The organism is Acetobacter tropicalis, from assembly GCF_030644465.1.
Classification (GTDB): Bacteria; Pseudomonadota; Alphaproteobacteria; order Acetobacterales; family Acetobacteraceae; genus Acetobacter; species Acetobacter tropicalis.
The window spans coordinates 502,673-522,559 of sequence record NZ_JAUYUW010000001.1 but is presented as its reverse complement, the minus strand read 5'-3'; the positions used below and the strand labels follow the sequence as shown (position 1 = coordinate 522,559).

Below are 19,887 nucleotides of genomic sequence, written 5' to 3'. Positions count from 1 at the left end.
GGGAACAGAAAAGACCCTGCTGGTGTCTGTTTGAAGGAAATGGGGATAGAGGATGTCAGTCGAAATCAAGGTGCCGACACTTGGTGAGAGCGTAACAACTGCAACAATCGCCAAATGGCTGAAAAAAGCTGGCGATACCGTTGCGGCGGATGAACCGATTGTTGAGCTTGAAACCGACAAGGTGAGTGTTGAGGTGTCTGCACCACAGGCCGGGGTTCTTGGCGCGGAAGTGGCCAAGGAAGGGGATGAAGTGGAAGTAGGCGCCCTGCTGACCACGCTTGAACCCGGCGCAGGTGCACCGAAGGCAGCCGCTAAGAGCGCACCGGCTGAAAAACCTGCTGAAAAGAAGGCTGCTCCTGCTGCCTCTGCTCCGGCAGCCGCTCCGGCTCCTGCAAAGGCCGCTCCGGAAGTTGATGCCGCTGCGGCACTTCCTGCTGCCCGCAAGCTGATGGCGGAAAACAGCCTGAGCGCCGAGCAGGTTGGCTCTGGCACGGGTCTGAATGGCCGTATTACCAAGGGTGACGTTCTGGGCTTCCTGTCCCAGCCGCCGGTTGCGCAGCAGAAGGCTGCCCCCAAGCCGCCGCGTAATGATGACCCGCGTGAAGAACGTGTGAAAATGACACGTCTGCGTCGCACCATTGCCCGCCGCCTGAAAGATGCGCAGAACACGGCAGCTATCCTGACAACCTTCAACGAGGTTGATCTTTCCAACGCCATGCAGATGCGCGCTGAATATCAGGATGCTTTTGTGAAAAAGCATGGGGTGAAGCTGGGCTATATGTCCATTTTCTCCCGCGCTGTGATTGCCGCCCTGAAAGAGTTCCCGGCCATTAACGCCGAAATTGACGGTGATGATGTTATTTACCGTGATTTTGTGAACCTGGGCATTGCCGTGGGTGGCCCGAACGGGCTGGTGGTTCCGGTTATCCGCGATGCGGACAAGCTGAGCTACGCCCAGATTGAAAAAACCATTGCAGGCTTTGGCAAGGCTGCACGGGAAGGCACGCTGAAGATTGATGATCTGGCAGGCGGCACCTTCTCCATCACCAATGGCGGTATTTACGGCTCCCTGCTGTCCACCCCCATTCTGAATGCACCGCAGTCCGGTATTCTGGGCATGCACTCCATTCAGGAACGTCCGGTGGCAGTAAACGGGCAGGTCGTTATCCGCCCCATGATGTATATTGCTCTGTCTTATGACCATCGGATTGTGGATGGTAAGGAAGCGGTCAGCTTCCTGGTGCGTATCAAGCAGAATGTGGAAGATCCGCGTCGTCTTCTGATTGACGCCTGATTACGCGGAACGGGCCGGGTATGATGTCCGGCCTGTTCTTTTTTCATCTGACCCTGAACGCTAAGCGAGACGAAATTCATGCCGATTGAGATCAAGGTTCCTTCCCTGGGAGAAAGTGTCACAACCGCCACGGTGGGGAAATGGCTGAAGCAGCCTGGTGATGCGGTCAAGGCGGATGAGCCGATTGTTGAGCTTGAAACAGATAAAGTCAGCGTTGAAGTGCCCGCTCCGGCAGACGGACGGCTGGAAAGCCATGCCGTAGCCGAAGGGGATGAAGTGGATGTTGGCGCGGTTCTGGCGACGCTGGAAAAAGGCGCTGCTGGCAACGCGGCTTCTGCAAAACCGGCCCCTGCCAAATCTGCCGCGAAAAGCGATGCCAAACCGGCGGAAGCCCCCAAACAGGCTCCCAAGGCTGCCGCACCCGCTGCTGATGCGCCCACGCAAACCGATTACGATGTGATTGTGATTGGTGCTGGCCCCGGCGGGTATGTCGGCGCCATTCGCGCCGCACAGCTTGGCTTCAAGGTGGCCTGTGTTGAAAAACGCGCCACACTGGGCGGCACCTGCCTGAACGTAGGGTGCATTCCCTCCAAGGCGCTGTTGCAGTCTTCTGAAAACTTCCATGCCGCAGGCCATGATTTTGCTGCCCATGGGGTGGTGATTGACAGCGTGAAGCTGGATCTGGCCAAGATGCAGGCCCGCAAGGCGGATATTGTTGGTGCCAACGTGAAAGGGGTTGAATACCTCTTCAAGAAAAACGGCATCACATGGCTGAAGGGCCACGGCAAGGTTGAAGGCACCGGCCGCATTACGGTGGACGGCAAGCCTGTTACGGCCAAGCACATCATCGTTGCTTCGGGCAGTGATAGTGCCAACCTGCCGGGTATTGAAATTGATGAGAAGGTGATTGTCACCTCCACCGGCGCGCTGGAACTGTCATCCGTGCCCAAGCGGCTGGTGGTGATTGGCGGCGGTGTGATCGGCCTTGAACTGGGCAGCGTCTGGAGCCGTCTGGGTGCTGACGTGACAGTGGTGGAATTCCTTGATCGGCTGGTGCCGGGCACGGATAATGAAGTGGCCACCCAGTTCCAGAAACTGCTTGTAAAGCAGGGCTTCAAAATGAAGCTGGGCCATAAGGTCACCAAGGCTGAAAAAACCAAAAGCGGTGTTGTGCTGACGGTTGAACCTTCTGCCGGTGGTCAGGCTGAAACGCTGGAAGCCGATGTGGTTCTGGTTGCTGTGGGCCGCACGGCCGCCAGCAAGAACATGGGTCTGGAAGAAGCCGGTATTGAACTGGATAAACGGGGCCGTATTGTTGTTGATGCCCATTATGCCACCAATGTTCCGGGCATTTACGCCATTGGCGATGTGATTGCTGGCCCCATGCTGGCGCACAAGGCTGAGGAAGAAGGCGTGGCTTTGGCCGAACTGCTGGCCGGGCAGGCCGGGCATGTGAATTATGATGCCATCCCTGGCGTGATCTACACATGGCCGGAAGTAGCTTCCGTCGGCTTTACGGAAGAGCAGTTGAAGGAAAAGGGTACCGAATACAAAATCGGTAAATTCCCCTTCATGGCAAATGGCCGTGCCCGCGCACTGGGCATGACGGACGGCTTTGTGAAGGTTCTGGCCTGCAAGAAGACCGACCGCGTGCTGGGCGTGCACATTATTGGCCCGTGTGCTGGTGAACTGATTGCTGAAGCCACCATGGCTATTGAATTTGGTGCTTCTGCTGAAGATATCGGCCGTGTCTGCCACGCGCACCCGACACTGAGCGAAGCAGTGAAGGAAGCTGCTCTGGGGGCCGATGGTCGGTCTCTGAATATTTGACGATTTCCTTCTTTCTGGAAGGAATGCCATAATCTTCTGGCATGAATGACAGGAGAGACGTGGCATGCAAGGCGTAAACTGTCCGACACTGTTTTTGCTGGCGGGCAGTTTGCTCCTTGCTCCGGCTACCGGGTGGGCTGCTGCACAGCAGGACGTACCCGTAGCAAGCCCAACACCTGATAAGGAAAAGGGCCAGCCTGCTCAGGCGGATCAGGAAGGTGCTCCCTCGCCAGCACTGCCTCCGCCGGTAGAAGCGCCTTTGCCGATTGATCTTCCTCCCCTTCCTGTTCTGAACGAGGAGGAAGCACGGGAAGAAGCGACACGCCTGAATCATGATTTCCGACATGAAGTGCCTGTGGCTTTGAAAGTGCCAACGGTGCGTAAGGAAGCATGGATTGCGCTGGCCCAGAAGCAACTGGAGCTTGCCTCTTATCCGCTTGATCGCCCGCAGGTGCTGGTCATTGTGGACCGCAATCCTGCCGTGCAGCGCTTGTGCCTGATGCTGGCGCTTCCTCACAGCTCAGATTGGCAGGTGATCGGCAGCACCAAAGTCTCTACTGGCACCACAGGCCGAAAATTCTATTACATCACCCCAACTGGTGTGTTCGTGAACACAGCGGATATTCTGGGCTACCGCGCACTGGGTACCAAAAACGCCAACGGCATTATGGGCAACGGCATCAAAGGCATGCGGGTGTGGGATTTTGGCTGGCAGTGGGCCGAAAAAGGCTGGCTTCCATCGCGTGAAAAAGGGCAGATCCGTCTGGAGATGCACGCGACCGACCCTGTGTATCTGGAAAGCCGGTTGGGGCATGTGGCGTCTGAAGGGTGTATTCGTATCCCGGCATCTCTGAACGTGTTCATTGATAAACATGGCCTGATTGACGCGGAATATGAACGTATGGCGACGGTTGATATCCGTTTCCGTGCCTTGTTGCGCAAGGATCGTGTGGCCTCGCCGCTGGCAGGGGCTGCTGTGGTGGTGGTGGATACATCCGATATGCCGGAAGTGATGAACGTGAATACTGCGGATGCAAAAGCCGTAACGCACCGTCCGGGTGTAAAAGGGTGATGATATGTGGTGCACAAAGCCGCTTTTGGGTCGTGATGATGGGCTTAAGCACTGTTCAGTCAAAACTTTTGTAGTAGTGGTGCATTAAGCTTGGGGTATGCCCGGTGCCGCCATCATGGGATGAGGGAATGCCTAGCAGGCATCCCGAGATGAAGATGGTGCCGTATCAAAAAAACGTTATAACAAAAACCAAGTGGCATCAGCAGAACGTGGAGATCCCCTGAACATGACAACCACACAGCTTCCGAGTGACCAGGCGTTGCTGGCCAGCCTGAAAACCATTGTCGGCCATCATCATGTCTTGACGGGTGAAGCCGAAACATACCGTTTCCGGCATGGCTTTCGTTTTGGGGCAGGAAACGTTCTGGCGGTTGTGCAACCGGGAACGCTGGTTGAATTGTGGAAGGTGGCGCAGGCTTGCGTGGCTTCCGGCAAGATTATCATCATGCAGGCCGCCAACACCGGGCTGACGGGCGGTTCCACGCCGGATGGTAATGATTATGACCGCGAGATTGTGCTTATCAGCACCCTGCGATTGACGGGGATTCATCTGATTGGTGAGGGCAAGCAGGTTGTCTGCCTGCCGGGTGCCACATTGTATGAACTCGAAAACAAACTGACGCCGATCGGGCGGGAGCCGCACTCGGTGATCGGGTCGTCCTGTATTGGTGCGTCTGTGCTTGGTGGGGTAAGCAACAATTCCGGTGGAGCGCTTGTTCAACGCGGGCCTGCCTATACGGAAATGGCTGTGTTCGGTCAGGTTGGGGATGATGGGGTGCTCCGCCTTGTCAACCATCTGGGTATCCAGTTGGGCAATGACCCGGAAACTATTCTGACCAAGTTGCAGAATGGCACGTTCAACGAAGCGGATATCGACTGGAATGCAGGCCGTGGGCACGATGGCAATTACGTCACCCATGTGCGGGAAGTGGATGCGGATACGCCCGCCCGTTACAATGCTGATCCGGGCCGGTGGTATGAAGCCGCAGGCTGTGCAGGCAAACTTGTGGTGTTTGCTGTGCGGCTGGATACTTTTCCGGCCAACAAGAATTCTTCCGTTTTTTATATTGGCACGAACAGCACGGATGAACTGGAAGACCTGCGCCGCCATGTGCTGACAGCATTTGATGAACTGCCGATTGCGGGTGAATACATCCATCGGGATGCGTTCAATATTGCGGAACAGTATGGCAAGGACACGTTCTTTGTCATTCGCAAATTTGGCACCAGTTTTCTGCCGAAGATGTTCGCCATGAAATCCCGGTTTGATATCTTCACCAAACAGTTCGGATTTCTACCTGAAAACCTGAGTGATCGGATCATGCAGGCGCTGAGTGTGCTGATCCCCAGCCAGTTGCCTGACCGGATGCTGGATTACCGGGATCGGTTTGAACATCATCTGATGCTCAAGGTGACGGAATCCCTCACACCCAAGATGCGCGCTTATCTGACCGAGTATTTTGCAAAAGTGACGGGCGAGTTCTTTGAATGTACGCCAGATGAAGGCACTCGTGCGTTCCTGCATCGCTTTGCGGCGGCTGGGGCTGCGGTGCGGTATCGCGCCGTGCATCATCGGGATGCGGAAGACATTGTGGCGCTGGATGTGGCGCTGCGGCGGAACGACCGTGAATGGTTCGAGACCCTGCCTGCCGAAATTGAAGATAAGCTGATCGTCAAACTTTATTACGGTCACTTCCTTTGCCACGTGATGCATCAGGATTACGTGGTGAAAAAGGGGTACAACGCGGTTGCCGTTGAGCACAGCATGCTGCCGGGGCTGGATCAGCGTGGCGCCCGTTACCCTGCCGAGCATAACGTAGGGCATCTGTACAAGGCACCAGATGACATGGTGGCGCATTATCGCAGCCTGGATCCCTGCAACTGCTTTAACCCCGGTATTGGTCAGGCCACCAAGAAGAAAAACTGGGTGGCGGAAAGCGTCTGATCTGCCCGGAAGAACGCTGTGGGGTAGAGCCTGCTTGCCAGCCGGAGAGGCTGGCTGGTGAGGAGGAGAGGTGTGGTCTGACGGGGGAAGTCTTCAGAAAGAAGCGCCAGACAAAGCTGGCCAGATAAGGCCGAAACGTCAGACAGAAAAAAAGCGTGCGGGGCGAACCCGGCACGCTTTTTTCATATCAGGGCCACGTCAGACTTCCCGCCATGACAACGGGAGAGCCTGTGTGGTTTGGGCTGGATTACAGGCCAGCAGGAACCTTGCCGCCGTTTTCAACCAGCTTCTGGCGCACTTCCTTGATCAGCCACACATTCATGGTGGCGGAATCATTGGTGTCACCCGTGTAGCCCAGTTCACCAGCCAGCTTTTTGCGAGAGTCCAGAGAGCTATCCAGCCCGAGGAGCTTCAGCAGATCAACAATAGACTCTTTCCAGTTGAGGTTCTGGCCATTTTTGGCAGCCATGTCGCTCAGAACGGCGTCAATGTTGACAGGTGCGCCAGCCGGCGGGGTAGCGCTGGCAGCAGCTTCAGCCGGTGCGCCAGTAGGGGTGGCGGCGGAGGCTGCGGCAGTGGCGCCGGTGGTGCTGTCAGGGGTGGCTGCCTTGGCGTGGTGGAAAATGGAGGAAAGAATGGAGCCGAAAATGCTCATGCTAATGTTTCCTTCTGCAATAGTGGACAGGCTGCGCTGTGAGAAACAGCCGCTTGAAACCCTGTCCAGACACGCATGCAAGCATACAACAGGGGTAAAGGTTGCATAGAGTGCTTGAGGAAAAGCAAAAATTAACTTTAGTTAATCAAATTCATTTCAAAAAGAGAAAGAGACCGCCGTGTTTCTGACGTCTTTTCATGCTGAAATCTATGAAATTACCATGACATTATTTAAAGCCAGTATCAAAGAGAACCCGCTGGCGTGCGAGATCCACGATGTTTTCTGGTGAGGTCAAAGCCACTTTGAGCTTTTGAAAAAGAAAGAGGCTGCGAGGAAAGGCGTTTCTATAAGAAACAAGCCGTTTCGACAGGGCGAGCCCGCAGGCGTGGTCTGGCAGGCAGCAGCCCAGACCGAAAAGGGGAGGGCAGCCCTTGCTGGAAAGCAAAGGCCGCCGAACCGTTTTTAGTAGCGATATTCTTCGTGCTTGAACGGGCCGGTTACCGGCACGCCAATGTAGTCTGCCTGGGTCTGGGACAGTTTGGTCAGCTGCGCGCCAACCTTTGCCAGATGCAGGGCTGCCACTTTTTCGTCCAGCTTCTTCGGCAGGGTGTAAACCTTCGCTTCATATTTGCCTGCCGGAGCCGTCCAGAGTTCGATCTGGGCCAGCGTCTGGTTGGTGAAGGAAGCGGACATCACGAAGGAGGGGTGGCCCGTGGCGTTGCCAAGGTTCACCAGACGCCCTTCAGAAAGAACAATCAGGCGCTTGCCGTCAGGGAACACAACTTCGTCCACCTGCGGCTTCACGTTGTCCCACTTGAAGTTGCGCAGGGCTTCGATCTGAATTTCAGAATCGAAGTGGCCGATGTTGCACACAATGGCGCGGTTTTTCATGGCGCGCATGTGGTCAACGGTAATCACGTCCACGTTGCCGGTTGCGGTCACAAAGATATCGCCACGGGGGGCGGCATCTTCCATGGTCACAACTTCATAGCCTTCCATGGCGGCCTGAAGGGCGCAGATCGGGTCAGCTTCCGTCACCAGCACGCGGCAGCCAGCGTTGCGCAGGGAAGCAGCAGAGCCTTTGCCTACGTCACCATAACCGGCAACCACGGCAACCTTGCCTGCCATCATCACGTCCGTGCCACGGCGAATGGCGTCAACAAGGCTTTCACGGCAGCCGTACAGGTTATCAAACTTGGATTTGGTAACGCTGTCATTCACGTTGATGGCCGGAACCTTCAGCGTGCCTTTTTTCTGCATTTCCCACAGGCGATGCACACCTGTTGTGGTTTCTTCAGACAGGCCTTTCACGTTGGCCAGCAGATCGGGATACTTGTCGTGCATCAGCACGGTCAGATCACCGCCATCATCCAGAATCATGTTGGGGGTCCAGCCGTCCGGCCCCTTCACGGTTTGTTCAATGCACCACCAGAATTCTTCCTCGTTCAGCCCTTTCCAGGCAAAGACGGGAATATCGGCAGCAGCAATGGCAGCCGCGGCGTGATCCTGCGTGGAGAAAATGTTGCAGGAAGACCAGCGCACGGTTGCACCCAGCGCCACCAGCGTTTCAATCAGCACGGCGGTCTGAATGGTCATGTGCAGACAGCCAGCAATGCGTGCGCCCTTCAGCGGCTGGCTTTTGCCGTATTCTTCACGCAGAGCCATCAGGCCCGGCATTTCGCCTTCTGCAATGGAGATTTCCTTACGGCCCCAGTCTGCCAGAGAGAGGTCTTTTACCTTGTAGTCGCTCATGTCTGTCCTGTTCTTCCAAGAGAATATGGTGGCTTTCTATACAGGCTGGCTCCTGCTCAGGCCAGATATAACCAACATGTTGGTGGTTAAAGCTGTGCTGCGGCTTGCAAGATTGGCGCTTTTCTGGTCTCCACAGGGCAGTCTGAAGCTGAAAATGTGGTGGTCTGGCGCGGTTATGGCGGTGTTTCGTTCTATCCTGTTCAATGTCCTGGCGTTTCTGCTCACGCTGGTTATGGGGGTGGGGGCGTTTCCGGTGCGCTGGTTTGCCCACGGGCTGGCACTACCCTACGCCAAACTGTGGTCCCGGCTGGTGCTGCGCCTGTTCCAGACCATCTGCGGCGTAGAAGTGCGGATTACAGGGCGGGAACATCTGGCAACCAATGGTCCCCTGCTGATTGCGTCCCAGCATCAGTCCGCTTTTGATACGCTGATCTGGATGCTGCTGGTGCCAGCGCCCTCCTATGTGATGAAAGGGGAGCTGCGCCGGATTCCGCTGCTTGGCCCCATGTTGATCCTGACGGGCATGATGCCGATAGAACGGGCAGATGGCGCGCGGGCGCTGCGTATTCTGCTGCGGGAGACTGATACCGCGGTGCAGAAAGGCAAGCAGATCATCATTTTCCCCGAAGGCACACGCACGGCCCCCGGTGAGCACGTGCCCCTCAAACCTGGCATTGCGGCAATGGCGACTCATACCCGGTTGCCTGTTGTGCCGGTTGCCACCAATTCCGGCCGGTTCTGGGGCCGGAACGCGTTTTTTAAGCGTTCCGGGGTGCTGCATGTCGCGATTGGCGCGCCCATAGGACCGGCTAACCGCAAGGTGCTGCTGCCTCAGATTGAAAAAGAGTGGCGGGCCTTGGAAAAAGAGTTTTCCTAACCTCTCGAAATCGTGAGGAGGAGAGGGGTAACTGCGTCCGTCCTGTGGATAAAGTTGTGGATGTGGTGGCTGAATTCTTGTGCTCTTCTTGGCCGATCTTCTGTTTTTCTGTGAGCATTAAACAAAACTGTCATGAATAAGTGCGTGTAACACTTTCTGCACGATAACGATTTTTATGGAAATTCACGGTAAAATAACAAGATTTCGCAATTTTTAATTGTGAAGAAATTATGACGTGAAGCGCGCTATTCAAAGCGCAGACAGGAGTCTCACGCGCTTTGAAAACGCTGCCGTCTTGTGGATAAAATGAAAATACCGCTGGAATGACCCTGAAAACAGCCAATTTCCTTGTTCTGTTCTCCCCACGTTTTTCTGCTATTTGGAACGGATATGACTTTTTGGTAAGAACACGCTTGGAACACAGACGCAGATAGAGTTTTTTATGCCAGGCATGACACCCGCAGTCCCTCTTCCGGAATTTCTTCTGCGGAATGCGCGCATTGTTCCCAATCGGGATGATATTCTGCCGCTTTTGCCACGCAATGCCGTTGTTGCGGAGGTGGGCGTGATGACGGGCGATTTTTCAAAGAAAATTCTGGACGTTTGTCAGCCCTCAAAGTTCTACGCCCTTGATCTGTTCACCATTCATGAACTGCCCATCGTCTGGGGGCAGCCCACCACGGACATGTTCGCCAACAAGACGCATCTGGATTTTTACCAGAAACGGTTTGCTGGGCAGATTGCAAAGGGGCAGATGGAGGTTCTGGCGGGAGACAGCGCCGCCATGCTGGAAAGCCTGCCCGATAACAGTCTGGATGTGGTGTATCTGGATGCTGATCACACCTATCCGGCTGTAGCGCGTGAGTTGGAAATATGCAGCCGCAAGCTCAAACCGCATACCGGCCTGATTGTTCTAAATGACTACATTATGGCTGATGGTGGCGGCCCATACGGTGTTATTCAGGCTGCCCATGAATTCATGCTGAAATATGGCTGGGAAATGCTGGTCTTTGCCCTGCAGGAATACATGTATTGTGACATTGTTATTCGAAAACTGCCTGCCAGCAGACCACGCCGCCTGATGCAACGGCTGGCCCTGCAACTGGGCTATACCAAACTTGGGCGGTTTTAGAGATCCGTTGTCCTGGCTTCATTCTGGCTAGTAACAGGCCGGTGTAGGGTGCCAAATGAGTGACTGTGGCAGGACTGCAGGCTTCCCGTTGCCGGGTAGGTTGCGGACGCATGGAACTCATCAAGCGGAGCACACTCTTCCGTCCATACTCTGCCGTTCAGGCAGACGGCGCAGAGACTGGAGAGGATGGCAGTATGACCATAGCACGTAAGCGGGCTCTTCTTGGGGGAGTAGCCGGTCTGGCCGGAGTCATGCTGCTGGAGACATGTGTGTGGTGGAGCGGTGTTTCCTACCTCAGGCACCGGGTAAAAGCGCTTCAGTCCAGAACCGGGTGCTCGGTGGTCTCGCAGCGCCAGCACGCGGCAGGGTGGCCTTTCGCCGCCCGGCTTCGGTTGGAGCCTGTGCGCATACAGTGTGAGGCACCGTCTTCCGGAACCATTGTGGGGACAATCGGGGCCGTCAGTGTGGAACTGGCCCCCTGGCATCCGGCCTCTGTCCGTGTGCTGTTGGAAGGAGGAGAGGTCTGGGGAGTTGTTCGCCCGCTGGAGGAACCAGCAAAGGCGGAGCCGGGCATGCAGGTACCTCATGCAGGGGAGGCGGTGCGGGTCGTCGCCCGGCGGACGGGCGCACCGTTGCAACTGTTTTTTCCTTTGCCGCATCGTCAACGGGGACGGGTGGACTTTCAAACGGATTTCATGCGGGTTGCAGGGGAAGAAGGGCAGATGGCCGAGCATCCTGTTACAGCGCGGGATGTGGCCGGATATGGTGTGTGGAATATGCAGGCAGATCCGCAGGCCAGTGTGCTCGCGGTTTCTCTTCACGCCCGTCAGGCGTTGGTCACGCCTTGGCCAGACAGATTTGAAAATGTGGATATCGCGCTGGCTGTCCCCGGCCCGGTCAGAAATGCCGGGTTGTTCTGGCAGGCGCTGGCGGGCAGCGTGGGGCGACCTCCGTCTTCTCTGGTGGCGCAGAGCCCGTCCAAGGTGGGCAGTCCGCTTCCTTTTGAGCCCAATCTGCTTGTGCAGCATGTTGCTGCGCAATGGCGCGGGCTGAAGGCGGTCTGGTCCGCCAAACTGGTTTTACCAGCGGAGGGCGGTGCGGCAGGAGAAAGCTGGCTGAGCCTGACGAACTGGCGGCTGCTTGTGAATGACCTGACGCGGGACAGTCTTCTCAGCCCCGAACAGGCGGCTTTTCTCAATCGTGTTTCGGAGCATGTGGAACAGAAACAGGGAACGCCGGATGGCCCGCTTATGGTGCCGTTGCCTGTCAGAGAAGGGCAGTTGCAACTGGGGGGCTTCTCGGTGGACATGCTGTATGGGCTCGCCCGCAAGGCCATGGATGGCCAGGGAGAGGAAAAGACATCCCTCCCTGTGCGGCACTGACGCAAGGGGCTTCGGGGCAGAAGCCGATGCAGCGAGAGATAAAAAATCCGTCAGTCAGGCATGACAGAGGGGGGGGGCTATCTTGTTCGCAACAGTCCATCGGCTTGCGGTGAAAATTTAGAATGAATCCTTTTCCCGGCGTAGGCGGCCAAGGGTGGTAGCGTCTGCAGACCGGAGAAAAGGGTTGGTCGCACGTTCCTGGCCCAGTGTAGAGGGAACGGTGGGTTTGCCAGCCGCCCGCAGGCGGGTGACTTCTTCGGCGCGCGCCGCCAGGGCGGTGTTGGCCGGGTCTGCATGCAAGGCGAAGGCGGCGTTGCTCTGGGTATATTCATGCCCGCAGCATACCAGCGTGTTGTCTGGCAACGCGTCAAACCGATGCAGGCTGTGGAACATCTGCTCCGGCGTTCCTTCAAACAGACGACCACACCCGAGGCTGAACAGGGTATCTCCACAGAACAGCGTTGGAGGATCGGGAAAATACAGAGCTATGTGCCCCATGGTATGGCCCGGCACGGCAATAACCTGCCCTTGAGAGTTTCCTATGGCAATGCTGTCATCATCATGCAGGGGGATGTCCAGCGCGGGCATGCGGTGCTGTTCGCTGGCGGGGCCTGCCACACGGGCATGATAGCGGGCGCGCAGGGCTTCCGTGCCGCCTACATGGTCTGCATGGTGATGAGTGAGCAGAATAAAATCCAGTCTGCCGCCTTCTGCATCCAGCACCGCTTCAATGGGGCCGGATTCTCCGGGGTCCACGATAGCGGTGGTGCCGGTCGCACTATCTCGCAGTAGCCAGGCGTAGTTGTCAGATAAAACAGGAATGGCTCGGGTCAGGAGGGTCATGATGGTTTTCTTCCTCTCCAACAGTCAGGGGGCTGTCGCAGCGTGGCATCAGGCATGTGGATCATGATAGGCAGGGTCCATGCACAATGTCATGCCCCCGGCGGCCACTCCCATGGCTGTCACCACATTTTACCAATCCCATGAAGGTGCGGTGTGTGCTGCCCTGCTGCGGGAGCGGCTGCAATGGTTCTGGCCGGACCTACGGCAGCAGACAGTGCTGGGGGTGGGGTATGCACAGCCCTATTTGGGCGCATGGCAGGAACAGGGCGCGGGCTGTGTGTCTGCCGTACTCGCCGCTCATGCCTCTGCTGTCATGACCCAGCAAAAGGAGCGGCGCGGAGTGCCTCCGGAGGAACGGACCTGCCTTGTGGATGCCCGGCATCTGCCATTTGATGATGATGCATTCGACCGCATTCTCCTTGTGCATGCCCTTCAGGATGAGGAACAGGCCGTTACACTCCTGCGCGCCGCAGGCCGAGTGTTGCGGGACGACGGACGTATGGTGCTGATTGTGCCCAACAGGTTTGGCGGCCGCCTGCGCCAGCGCGCCACACCGTTTGCACGGGAAGCCGCTTTTACGCGGGGGAGCCTGCGCCGTGTTCTGGCCCACGCCATGCTACATGTGGAGCGGCGGGACGAGGCCCTGTTCCTCCCTGCCGCACAGGGCTGTACCAGCCTTCAACGGGGACAGGCCTCCGATATTGCAGGCAAGGTGCTTTCTCCCGGTCTGGGCAGCCTGAGGCTGGTGGAGGTGGTGAAAGATGTGCATTCCGTTCGCCCGTTGCCTGTGGCCTCACGCAAGGCGTGGTTCTCAAAAATGGTGGTACCGGTGCAGGATGCCTGATGGAGGCGGTCCTCCGGAGTATTTCCGCCACAAAGGCTGTATTTAAAGAACCCGTGTAATGAGGGAGCGGGCAGGGGCATGACATACGGCGGATGGTGCTTTCCGCCTTTTTTCTGGTAAAGGCTGCACTTCGCTGCGGTTGGGCGTTTTCTTGTGGTTGGGGCTGGTTCCATTCTCACGTCTTTTCTTCTTTGCGGTCTGTTTGTGCTGTTTGTTGGCGCGGGTGTTCTGGCGTTGCTGCCAGATCGTGCCTTGCGGCAAGCCGCATACTGGCGGGCGGAAATGCTTGCCGCGCTGTGGGGTGGTATTGGCGTGCTGGCCATTGTTGGCGCTGCGTTGCGGGTTGAAGGCGGGGTAAGCTGGTGCCCGGTGTTCGGGCTGGATGGTCCTGCTCTCCCCATGTTGGTTTTGCTTGCGTTTACCGGCGGAATGATAAGTCAGGGGCGGCGGGATATGGCCTGCGTGCTGACAGGCCTTGCCTTTCTGGCGCTTTCTCCGCTGGTGTTTGGGCTGCTGGCGGGTACCGCGCTTGTCATGCTGGCGGACCGGGGGAGGCAGGGTGTGTGTCTGCCGGTTGCCGTTATTCCGGCCTGTATTCCAGCCGATAGTCCTCTTTCACCGTTGCTGCTGTGCCTTATGGTTCTGTTGCTGGGTTGGGGGGTATCCTCCCAGAAGGGGCCGGAAGCCATGCTGCCCGCAGGCATTGGTCTGTTTCTGTTTGGGCGCCTGCTGGCCGAGGTGGGCATTCTGGCCCCCGTGCAGCAGACCTTGCTGTTGCTGAGCGGGGGAGCGGTTGCGCTGGGTGGCTGCGTACAGGCCCTGCGCGCACCGTATGCGGCCCGTGTGGCCAGTGGGCTGGCAAGTGCCGGGTTCGGCGCGCTTGTAGTGTTGCTGACACTGGCTCTGGGCACCAGCCTTGAAGGAATGGAACAATTCCGCACGGCCACCCTGCTTGGGGCCGGGGCGCCGTTTCTGGCCATGCTGGCGCTTCTCTGGCTCTGCCGGGGGGAAACGGCACCGGATGGTCCCTTCTTTTCTCCCCGCAGTCTTGTTACGGAACTACCTGCAGGGCGTGTGTTGGTGGGGGTGGCGGTGCTGATGCTTTCCGGCCTGCCGCCTCTGGGTGGCTTTTCCGTTCTGTGGTGTTTGCTGACCGCCGGTGAACTGGCCGCCGTGAGCGCTCAGCCTGTGCAGGCGCTTTGCACCATTATGGTGCTTGTTGGGGCGAGCGTGCTCATGGTGTTGGGGTTATTGGGTCTGCTGCGGGTGACGCTGGCTGCCCTTGAGCGCCAGAAAATGCAGGTGATGCAGGCTGACGCCATGCCGGAAGGATACGGGCTGCTTTTGCTGCCTGCCGGTCTTGCTCTGGCAGCGGCGGCTGTGGTGGGCGTCTTGCCCGGTGGCTGGCTGGCCCTGATGGACCATCTGTTTGTGGGGACGGCCCCGCGTGATTTTTCATGGCGAACCCTGCTGAGCGTGTGGTTTGTGGATACGTCCATCAGCTTCACGCCCTTGTTCTGTGTGCTGGCGCTTTTGGTTTGTGTGGCTGCGGCTGTTGCTGTTGGGCGCGTGCTGGGGCTTTACCCCTTCCGTCACCCGCAAGCCGTGCGGGCAGAGTGGCAGGAAGCCGGGCCGGTGGTGGCACACGGTGGCGCAGTTATGGCAGCACCCAAGGCAGACCCGGTTTTGCTATGGACCATGCTGCTGGTTTTTCTGGGTATGGAAAAACAGAAACCTGCGTCCTGGCCTGTTGTGGAGAAAACAGCGGCAGGCGGACGGTATATACGCAGCGTGCTGTTCAGAACGGTTGCATGGTGTGAGGCGCAGGGCATGGTCCTGATCCTGCTTTTTCTGGGAGCAGGGCTTGTTTGGGGACTGTTTGCCAACAAATGACCCCAACACCTTCACCGCTTACCCTCTCTTGGGGCTGGATGTTTCTGTCTGCTCTGTCTCTTGTTGTGCAGACGGGCCTCATGCTGTTTGCCGCTCCCTTTTTTAGGGGATGGGTGGAGCGTCTGGCCGGGCGTCTGGCCGGGCAGACCCGGTATCTGGCAAGTGGCCGCTGGCAGGAAATCCGGCATCAGTTTGTGCGTCCGGGGTTTCATGAGCCTGGAGACCACCTGAGCGGTCTGGCAGCGCGTGCCGCCTTTGTGCTGGCCGTGTTGGGGGCCGGGCTTGTGCCAGTTTACGCTTTGGTGCCGTCAGGCTTTCCGGCTCCTGGTTTGCTGCTGGTCTGTGGCGTGCTGGTGGGGGCCTCCCTGTTGCTCTCGTTGCCACGTGTGGTTTTGCGCGGTCAGGCCGCGCTGGGCGGCTACATGGCGTTCATGGCCGATGCCCTGCTATTGCCCTCTCTGGTGCCGGTGCTGGTTATGGTGGGTGGGCAGGATCTTTCCGCTTTTCTGGCGCATGTGCGGGGGCTTTCTCCCTTGGGGGCAGGCGCGCCTTTTGTGCTGATGGGTGTTGCATTGTTTGGTGCTGCGGCATGGCGTGGTACTTCGGTCGGGGCGGCGCAGGCCTGCCCGCTCTCTGGTGCTGACCGGGGGGTGTGGCTGCTGGCGGAAGATATTGTGCAGCTCTGCTGGGTTACGCTGGCCGGAGATGTGGCGTGGGCCGGCTGTCTGGCTCTGCCGACGGATGGTGGAGTGGAGCCATGGCTGATGGCCTGCCTGCAGGGCGGCGGTGCGTGGCTGCTCAAGCTTGTGATTGCTGCATTGCTGCTGGCCGGGATGCAGTTGATGGTTCTGCCGCCGGCCCGCCGCGCGCGGGTGCGGCTGGCCTGCGTCTTTCTGCTGGGCCTGCTGGCGTGGCAGGCGGCGTATCCGGGCCTTGCCACACCAACGGCACAGGATAAAACAGCCGCCATCCAGGTGCAGGACCCGGCCTTTGGCGCGGAAGGAATCACACAGTGACACTTGCCGCCATTCTGGCCCCTTTGCTGGCCCTGTGCGTGGTGGCGCGTGGCATGGGTTTCCTGCCCGTGCTGGGCGGGGTGACGGCGGTCGCCATGCTGGTGGACGGCGTGGCGTCACTGCAGGAAACAGCCGCAGCTTTTGTGCTGCTTTTTTCCATCGGGCCGGTATGGTTCCTCTCGTATTACCAGCAGGACAGAGGGCAGGAGCGGAGTGGGCCCACGGTGCCGTTTTTTGCGCTAGGGCTGATGGTTGTGCTGCTGCTGGCCAGCGCGCGGTCTGGTGCGCCGCAGTTTCCGGCTGGTCTGTGTGTGGTTCTGGCTGGGCTGGTGGCCGTAACGTACCGGCAGGCCATGATCTGGCAGTGGGCCGGGCTGCTCACATGTATCAACGGCGTCATGCTGGCCGGTGTGATTGAAAAGCAGGTGATGGTCGTTGGCGTAGCAGTGCTGGCGGGGTGCGTCATCAGTGTTCTGGGCGGCCTGTATGTCCACCGTGTCATGCCGCGTGTGGCGGTGGTACGGGCCTCTGGCCGCAAGGATGCGGACAGGAAAAGCAAACCTGCCGAAACGCGCTTTCGGGGGGAAGCCCCCTTACCCTCTGACCCCGTGCCTGCTTTTGGAACAACTCGGCTGGCCGAAGAGCCCCCGCGAGCTCCTGCTGATGAAGAAGGGAACGAGACGGACAAACCCGCCCCCAAGGCAGAGGATGACCCTGCATGACGGTGCCCGTTTTTCTTGCCGCTCTGGCGTTTGCATGGCCTTTGCTGGGGGCGGTTGTGGTCATGAGCGCCCCTACCGTGCGCAGCCGCGAGGTTGCGGTGTGGATGGCGGCCATTGGGTGTGTGCTGGCGTTGGCCGTGTTTCTTTTTCCCGCAACCGGAGCCGTGGCTGCCGGGTGGGATGATGATCCCGTGCAACGGGCCGGGCGTGTGATGCTGGCCTTTGGGCTCCTGCTGACAGTGCTGGAAAGCCGCGATATGGCGGACCGCTTCCTGCGCGGGCTGCCGCATGTGTCCACCGCATTGGCCGGGCTTGCCTGTGTTACGCCTGATCCGGTGGTGGGGCTTGGTATTCTTGAAGCCTCTCTGGCCTATGGTGTGTTTGTTTTTGGCCGTCCGGCAGGGCAGGCGCGTGCGGGTTGGGCGCTGGTGCGTACAGGGTCAGTTGGCATGTTTCTGGTGCTGGGGGGGCTGCTGTTGCCGGGGGCCTCCCCCTCGGCAGGGCTGATGATGGCCTGCGGCATTGTCATGCTGGCGGGTTTGACGCCTTTCGGTCAGCCGTGGCGTGAGGAAAATGATACCTTCCTGTTTTTGCCATTTGCCGGTTCGGCATTATTGCTCTCCATGCGGCTGCGTCCCCACGGGGGAGAGGCGTTTGATACAGCGCTGGTTGCCGCTGGGTTGGCTTCCGTCTGGCTGACAGCGTGTGCAGGCCGGTCTGATGATGGTTTGCGCCTGTTCCGCACATTTCCTTCCGCCTTGGCGCTCATTGCCGTGGGCGCGCGGGCTGATGTAGCGGCGCTGCTGTTTCTGTGCGGTTGGTGTTTAGCAGGCGGGAGCCGCTCCGGGCGGTCCTGGGCGGCGCGGGCACTGGCCTGTTTTCCACCTGGCGCCCCGTTTGTGGGGTGTCTGCTGCTGCTTTCCGTGATGAGTGACTGGTCATGGGTGTTCACGGTGCTCACTGTGGCGGGCATTTTATGCGCGGTTGTGAGGGCTGTACCTGCCGGGGGCTTCGGGCAGGATATCTGGCCCCGCGATACGGCAGGCCGCGTGGCGTGTTCCGTGCTGGTGGTAACCGGGTTTCTGGTGCCGCTGGCCATGATGCTGGGAGCATTCTGATGGACCCTGTGGCCCATATCCGCGCTGGAGCGGAAACCGGCACACCATGGCGGTTTCGTCTGGAAGAACTGGCTTGGCGGGATCTGGTGGATGGCCTGAAGCAGGAGGCTCTGCCTTTTGTTGGTCTGTGGTGTGATGGAACAGACGTACACGTGCTGTTTCTGCCTCATGGCAATCAGCCTCTGGCCGCTACGCTTGCATTGGAAGATGGCCGCTATCCCGCTTTGTCTCCGGCCCGAGCCGTTTCCAGCCTGTATGAACGCATGGTGTTTGACCTGTATGGCGCAGAAGCCATGTGGGCGCGGGATGTGCGGCCTCTGGTTGATCATGATGTCTGGACCAGCACCACGCCGCTTGCGTCAATGCCGGGACCGGCAGGTGGCCATAAGGGTATGATTGCATATCAACCGTCCGATGCCTTTTTGGCAGCGGAAGGGCTTGCAGCAGGCATCGGGCCTGCCACTGGCCGCACAGGCGCCCCCATGCATGTTGCCCTGACCTTGGCAGGTGAGACTATTGTAGGTGCTGAAACGGTGACAGGCTATGCGCATCGGGGCATGGCCTTGCGGTGGCGTAACAGCCGCGTGGATGAGGCCTGCCGCCTGAGCGGGCGTGTGGCTGCCGGATGTTCCGCAGCGCATCAGGTGGCGTTCTGTCAGGCTATAGAAACGGCCTGTGGCGAGCAGATCGGGCATGAGGTCAGCCAGTTGCGCGTGGTGCTTCTGGAACTGGAACGTTGCGTGCAGCATCTCTACACGCTGGCGGCGCTGGCGCAGGAGGCCGGAGCGGTTCTGGTTGCGTCTCGCTGCATGTGGTTCCGGGAACAGCTTTTGAAGGAGGCTGCGCCCGTAATCGGGTCGCGCCTGTTGATGGACCACTGTGTTCCGGGCGGCGTAAGCCTGCGGAGTGCGTCTGACGTAGGGGACCTTTGCACGCGTCTGGCAGAATTGGGCGAGGAAAACTATTCCGCCCTCTCAGAACTCTGGCGCGGGTATCCGGGGCTTTCTGCACGTCTGGCAGGCATCGGCATACTGGACCGTGCGGCATTGGAACGGTTGGGGCTGGACGGGCCTGTTGCCCGTGCTGCTGGTGGCGATAGTGACTGCCGCCGCGATATGCGAATGTATGATGGCCTATGGCGTTTTACGGCAGGTCGACATGGGGGCAGCGTGGACGATCGTACTGCCGTGCTGCTTGATGAGGTTGGAGAAAGCCTGCGCATGCTGGCTGATCTGGCTCCGCGCCTTGGTCTGACTGCGGGAGGCCGCATAGACCTTTCCTATCAGGACGGAGAAGGTATTGGCATGGCGGAAGGCCCATGGGGCAGGGTGCTCTACTGGGTGCGTTTGCTGAATGGGCGGGTGGAGCACGTTTTCCTGCGCGATCCCTCCTATCCGGCACTGATGGCATTTGAAACCGTGCTGCCCGGCCAGAACGTTGCGGATGTTGCGCTCATAAAAGCCTCGTTGGGCGTAAATGCCGCAGCCCAAGATGGATGATGGCGGAGAGCAG

The 19,887-nt window shown here is 58.6% G+C and carries 16 protein-coding genes; 13 read left to right on the top strand and 3 right to left on the bottom strand.

Annotated features, from left to right (window positions below):
- Window positions 1-52 precede the first annotated feature (52 nt).
- The 4 genes from odhB (at window position 53) to dld (ending at window position 6,141) form a co-directional block, all read left to right on the top strand.
- Entirely contained in the window at window positions 53-1,294 is a 1,242-nt protein-coding gene (gene odhB / locus QWU00_RS02330) for a 2-oxoglutarate dehydrogenase complex dihydrolipoyllysine-residue succinyltransferase (protein ID WP_006558578.1), read from the top strand.
- A gap of 78 nt (window positions 1,295-1,372) precedes the next feature.
- Window positions 1,373-3,124, top strand: coding sequence for a dihydrolipoyl dehydrogenase (lpdA, locus tag QWU00_RS02325; RefSeq protein ID WP_035379344.1), 1,752 nt, complete (start codon window positions 1,373-1,375; stop codon window positions 3,122-3,124).
- Window positions 3,125-3,188: 64 nt separating this feature from the next.
- Window positions 3,189-4,196 (top strand): L,D-transpeptidase, encoded by a 1,008-nt coding sequence (locus tag QWU00_RS02320; RefSeq protein ID WP_035379341.1) that lies wholly within the window; start codon window positions 3,189-3,191, stop codon window positions 4,194-4,196.
- Between the two features lie 226 nt (window positions 4,197-4,422).
- Window positions 4,423-6,141 (top strand): D-lactate dehydrogenase, encoded by a 1,719-nt coding sequence (gene dld / locus QWU00_RS02315; RefSeq protein ID WP_035379479.1) that lies wholly within the window; start codon window positions 4,423-4,425, stop codon window positions 6,139-6,141.
- Between the two features lie 247 nt (window positions 6,142-6,388).
- Here the strand turns inward: dld and QWU00_RS02310 are convergent, their stop codons facing one another.
- Both QWU00_RS02310 and ahcY read right to left on the bottom strand, forming a co-directional pair.
- On the bottom strand, window positions 6,389-6,796 hold the full coding sequence (locus tag QWU00_RS02310; RefSeq protein WP_035379339.1) for a DUF3597 domain-containing protein: 408 nt from the start codon (window positions 6,794-6,796) through the stop codon (window positions 6,389-6,391).
- Between the two features lie 462 nt (window positions 6,797-7,258).
- A complete protein-coding gene (ahcY, locus tag QWU00_RS02305) occupies window positions 7,259-8,548 on the bottom strand; it encodes an adenosylhomocysteinase (protein WP_035379337.1) in 1,290 nt (429 codons plus the stop codon).
- Window positions 8,549-8,723: 175 nt separating this feature from the next.
- On the opposite strand from ahcY, the gene QWU00_RS02300 reads away from it, so the two are divergent.
- The 3 genes from QWU00_RS02300 to QWU00_RS02290 all read left to right on the top strand — a co-directional run bounded on the left by QWU00_RS02300 (window position 8,724) and on the right by QWU00_RS02290 (window position 11,939).
- A complete protein-coding gene (locus QWU00_RS02300; protein ID WP_035379477.1) occupies window positions 8,724-9,425 on the top strand; it encodes a lysophospholipid acyltransferase family protein in 702 nt (233 codons plus the stop codon).
- 451 nt (window positions 9,426-9,876) lie between these two features.
- Window positions 9,877-10,557 carry a class I SAM-dependent methyltransferase gene (locus QWU00_RS02295; protein WP_304651019.1) on the top strand — a complete coding sequence of 227 codons (681 nt, stop codon included), beginning with the start codon at window positions 9,877-9,879 and terminating at the stop codon, window positions 10,555-10,557.
- A gap of 194 nt (window positions 10,558-10,751) precedes the next feature.
- Entirely contained in the window at window positions 10,752-11,939 is a 1,188-nt protein-coding gene (locus QWU00_RS02290) for a DUF2125 domain-containing protein (protein ID WP_166443749.1), read from the top strand.
- Between the two features lie 117 nt (window positions 11,940-12,056).
- On the opposite strand, the gene gloB is transcribed toward QWU00_RS02290, so the two are convergent.
- Entirely contained in the window at window positions 12,057-12,782 is a 726-nt protein-coding gene (gene gloB / locus QWU00_RS02285) for a hydroxyacylglutathione hydrolase (RefSeq protein ID WP_035379331.1), read from the bottom strand.
- Window positions 12,783-12,861: 79 nt separating this feature from the next.
- On the opposite strand from gloB, the gene QWU00_RS02280 reads away from it, so the two are divergent.
- The 6 genes from QWU00_RS02280 (at window position 12,862) to QWU00_RS02255 (ending at window position 19,874) form a co-directional block, all read left to right on the top strand.
- Entirely contained in the window at window positions 12,862-13,626 is a 765-nt protein-coding gene (locus QWU00_RS02280) for a methyltransferase domain-containing protein (protein ID WP_052051282.1), read from the top strand.
- A 153-nt stretch (window positions 13,627-13,779) separates the two neighbouring features.
- Window positions 13,780-15,519: a hypothetical protein gene (locus QWU00_RS02275; protein WP_035379329.1), complete on the top strand. Its 1,740-nt coding sequence runs from the start codon at window positions 13,780-13,782 to the stop codon at window positions 15,517-15,519.
- Complete coding sequence (locus QWU00_RS02270; RefSeq protein ID WP_035379327.1) at window positions 15,516-16,535, top strand: hypothetical protein; 1,020 nt, start codon at window positions 15,516-15,518, stop codon at window positions 16,533-16,535. The genes QWU00_RS02275 and QWU00_RS02270 overlap by 4 nt, the downstream gene beginning before the upstream one ends.
- The gene (locus tag QWU00_RS02265) at window positions 16,532-17,257 is read left to right on the top strand and encodes a hypothetical protein (RefSeq protein ID WP_035379325.1); all 726 of its coding nucleotides are present in this window, start codon (window positions 16,532-16,534) and stop codon (window positions 17,255-17,257) included. The genes QWU00_RS02270 and QWU00_RS02265 overlap by 4 nt, the downstream gene beginning before the upstream one ends.
- Window positions 17,254-18,375, top strand: coding sequence for a hypothetical protein (locus QWU00_RS02260; RefSeq protein ID WP_035379323.1), 1,122 nt, complete (start codon window positions 17,254-17,256; stop codon window positions 18,373-18,375). The genes QWU00_RS02265 and QWU00_RS02260 overlap by 4 nt, the downstream gene beginning before the upstream one ends.
- On the top strand, window positions 18,312-19,874 hold the full coding sequence (locus QWU00_RS02255) for a hydrogenase large subunit (RefSeq protein WP_231551643.1): 1,563 nt from the start codon (window positions 18,312-18,314) through the stop codon (window positions 19,872-19,874). Before QWU00_RS02260 ends, QWU00_RS02255 begins: the two co-directional genes overlap by 64 nt.
- Window positions 19,875-19,887: the final 13 nt, after the last annotated feature.

Coding starts and splice junctions, on each gene's coding strand:
- ahcY (WP_035379337.1), bottom strand. CDS start 8,548: ATGAGCGACTACAAGGTAAAAGACCTCTCTCTGGCAGACTGGGGCCGT.
- lpdA (WP_035379344.1), top strand. CDS start 1,373: ATGCCGATTGAGATCAAGGTTCCTTCCCTGGGAGAAAGTGTCACAACC.
- QWU00_RS02295 (WP_304651019.1), top strand. CDS start 9,877: ATGACACCCGCAGTCCCTCTTCCGGAATTTCTTCTGCGGAATGCGCGC.
- QWU00_RS02300 (WP_035379477.1), top strand. CDS start 8,724: ATGGCGGTGTTTCGTTCTATCCTGTTCAATGTCCTGGCGTTTCTGCTC.
- QWU00_RS02320 (WP_035379341.1), top strand. CDS start 3,189: ATGCAAGGCGTAAACTGTCCGACACTGTTTTTGCTGGCGGGCAGTTTG.
- QWU00_RS02310 (WP_035379339.1), bottom strand. CDS start 6,796: ATGAGCATTTTCGGCTCCATTCTTTCCTCCATTTTCCACCACGCCAAG.
- QWU00_RS02260 (WP_035379323.1), top strand. CDS start 17,254: ATGACGGTGCCCGTTTTTCTTGCCGCTCTGGCGTTTGCATGGCCTTTG.
- QWU00_RS02290 (WP_166443749.1), top strand. CDS start 10,752: ATGACCATAGCACGTAAGCGGGCTCTTCTTGGGGGAGTAGCCGGTCTG.
- QWU00_RS02270 (WP_035379327.1), top strand. CDS start 15,516: ATGACCCCAACACCTTCACCGCTTACCCTCTCTTGGGGCTGGATGTTT.
- gloB (WP_035379331.1), bottom strand. CDS start 12,782: ATGACCCTCCTGACCCGAGCCATTCCTGTTTTATCTGACAACTACGCC.
- dld (WP_035379479.1), top strand. CDS start 4,423: ATGACAACCACACAGCTTCCGAGTGACCAGGCGTTGCTGGCCAGCCTG.
- QWU00_RS02280 (WP_052051282.1), top strand. CDS start 12,862: ATGCACAATGTCATGCCCCCGGCGGCCACTCCCATGGCTGTCACCACA.
- odhB (WP_006558578.1), top strand. CDS start 53: ATGTCAGTCGAAATCAAGGTGCCGACACTTGGTGAGAGCGTAACAACT.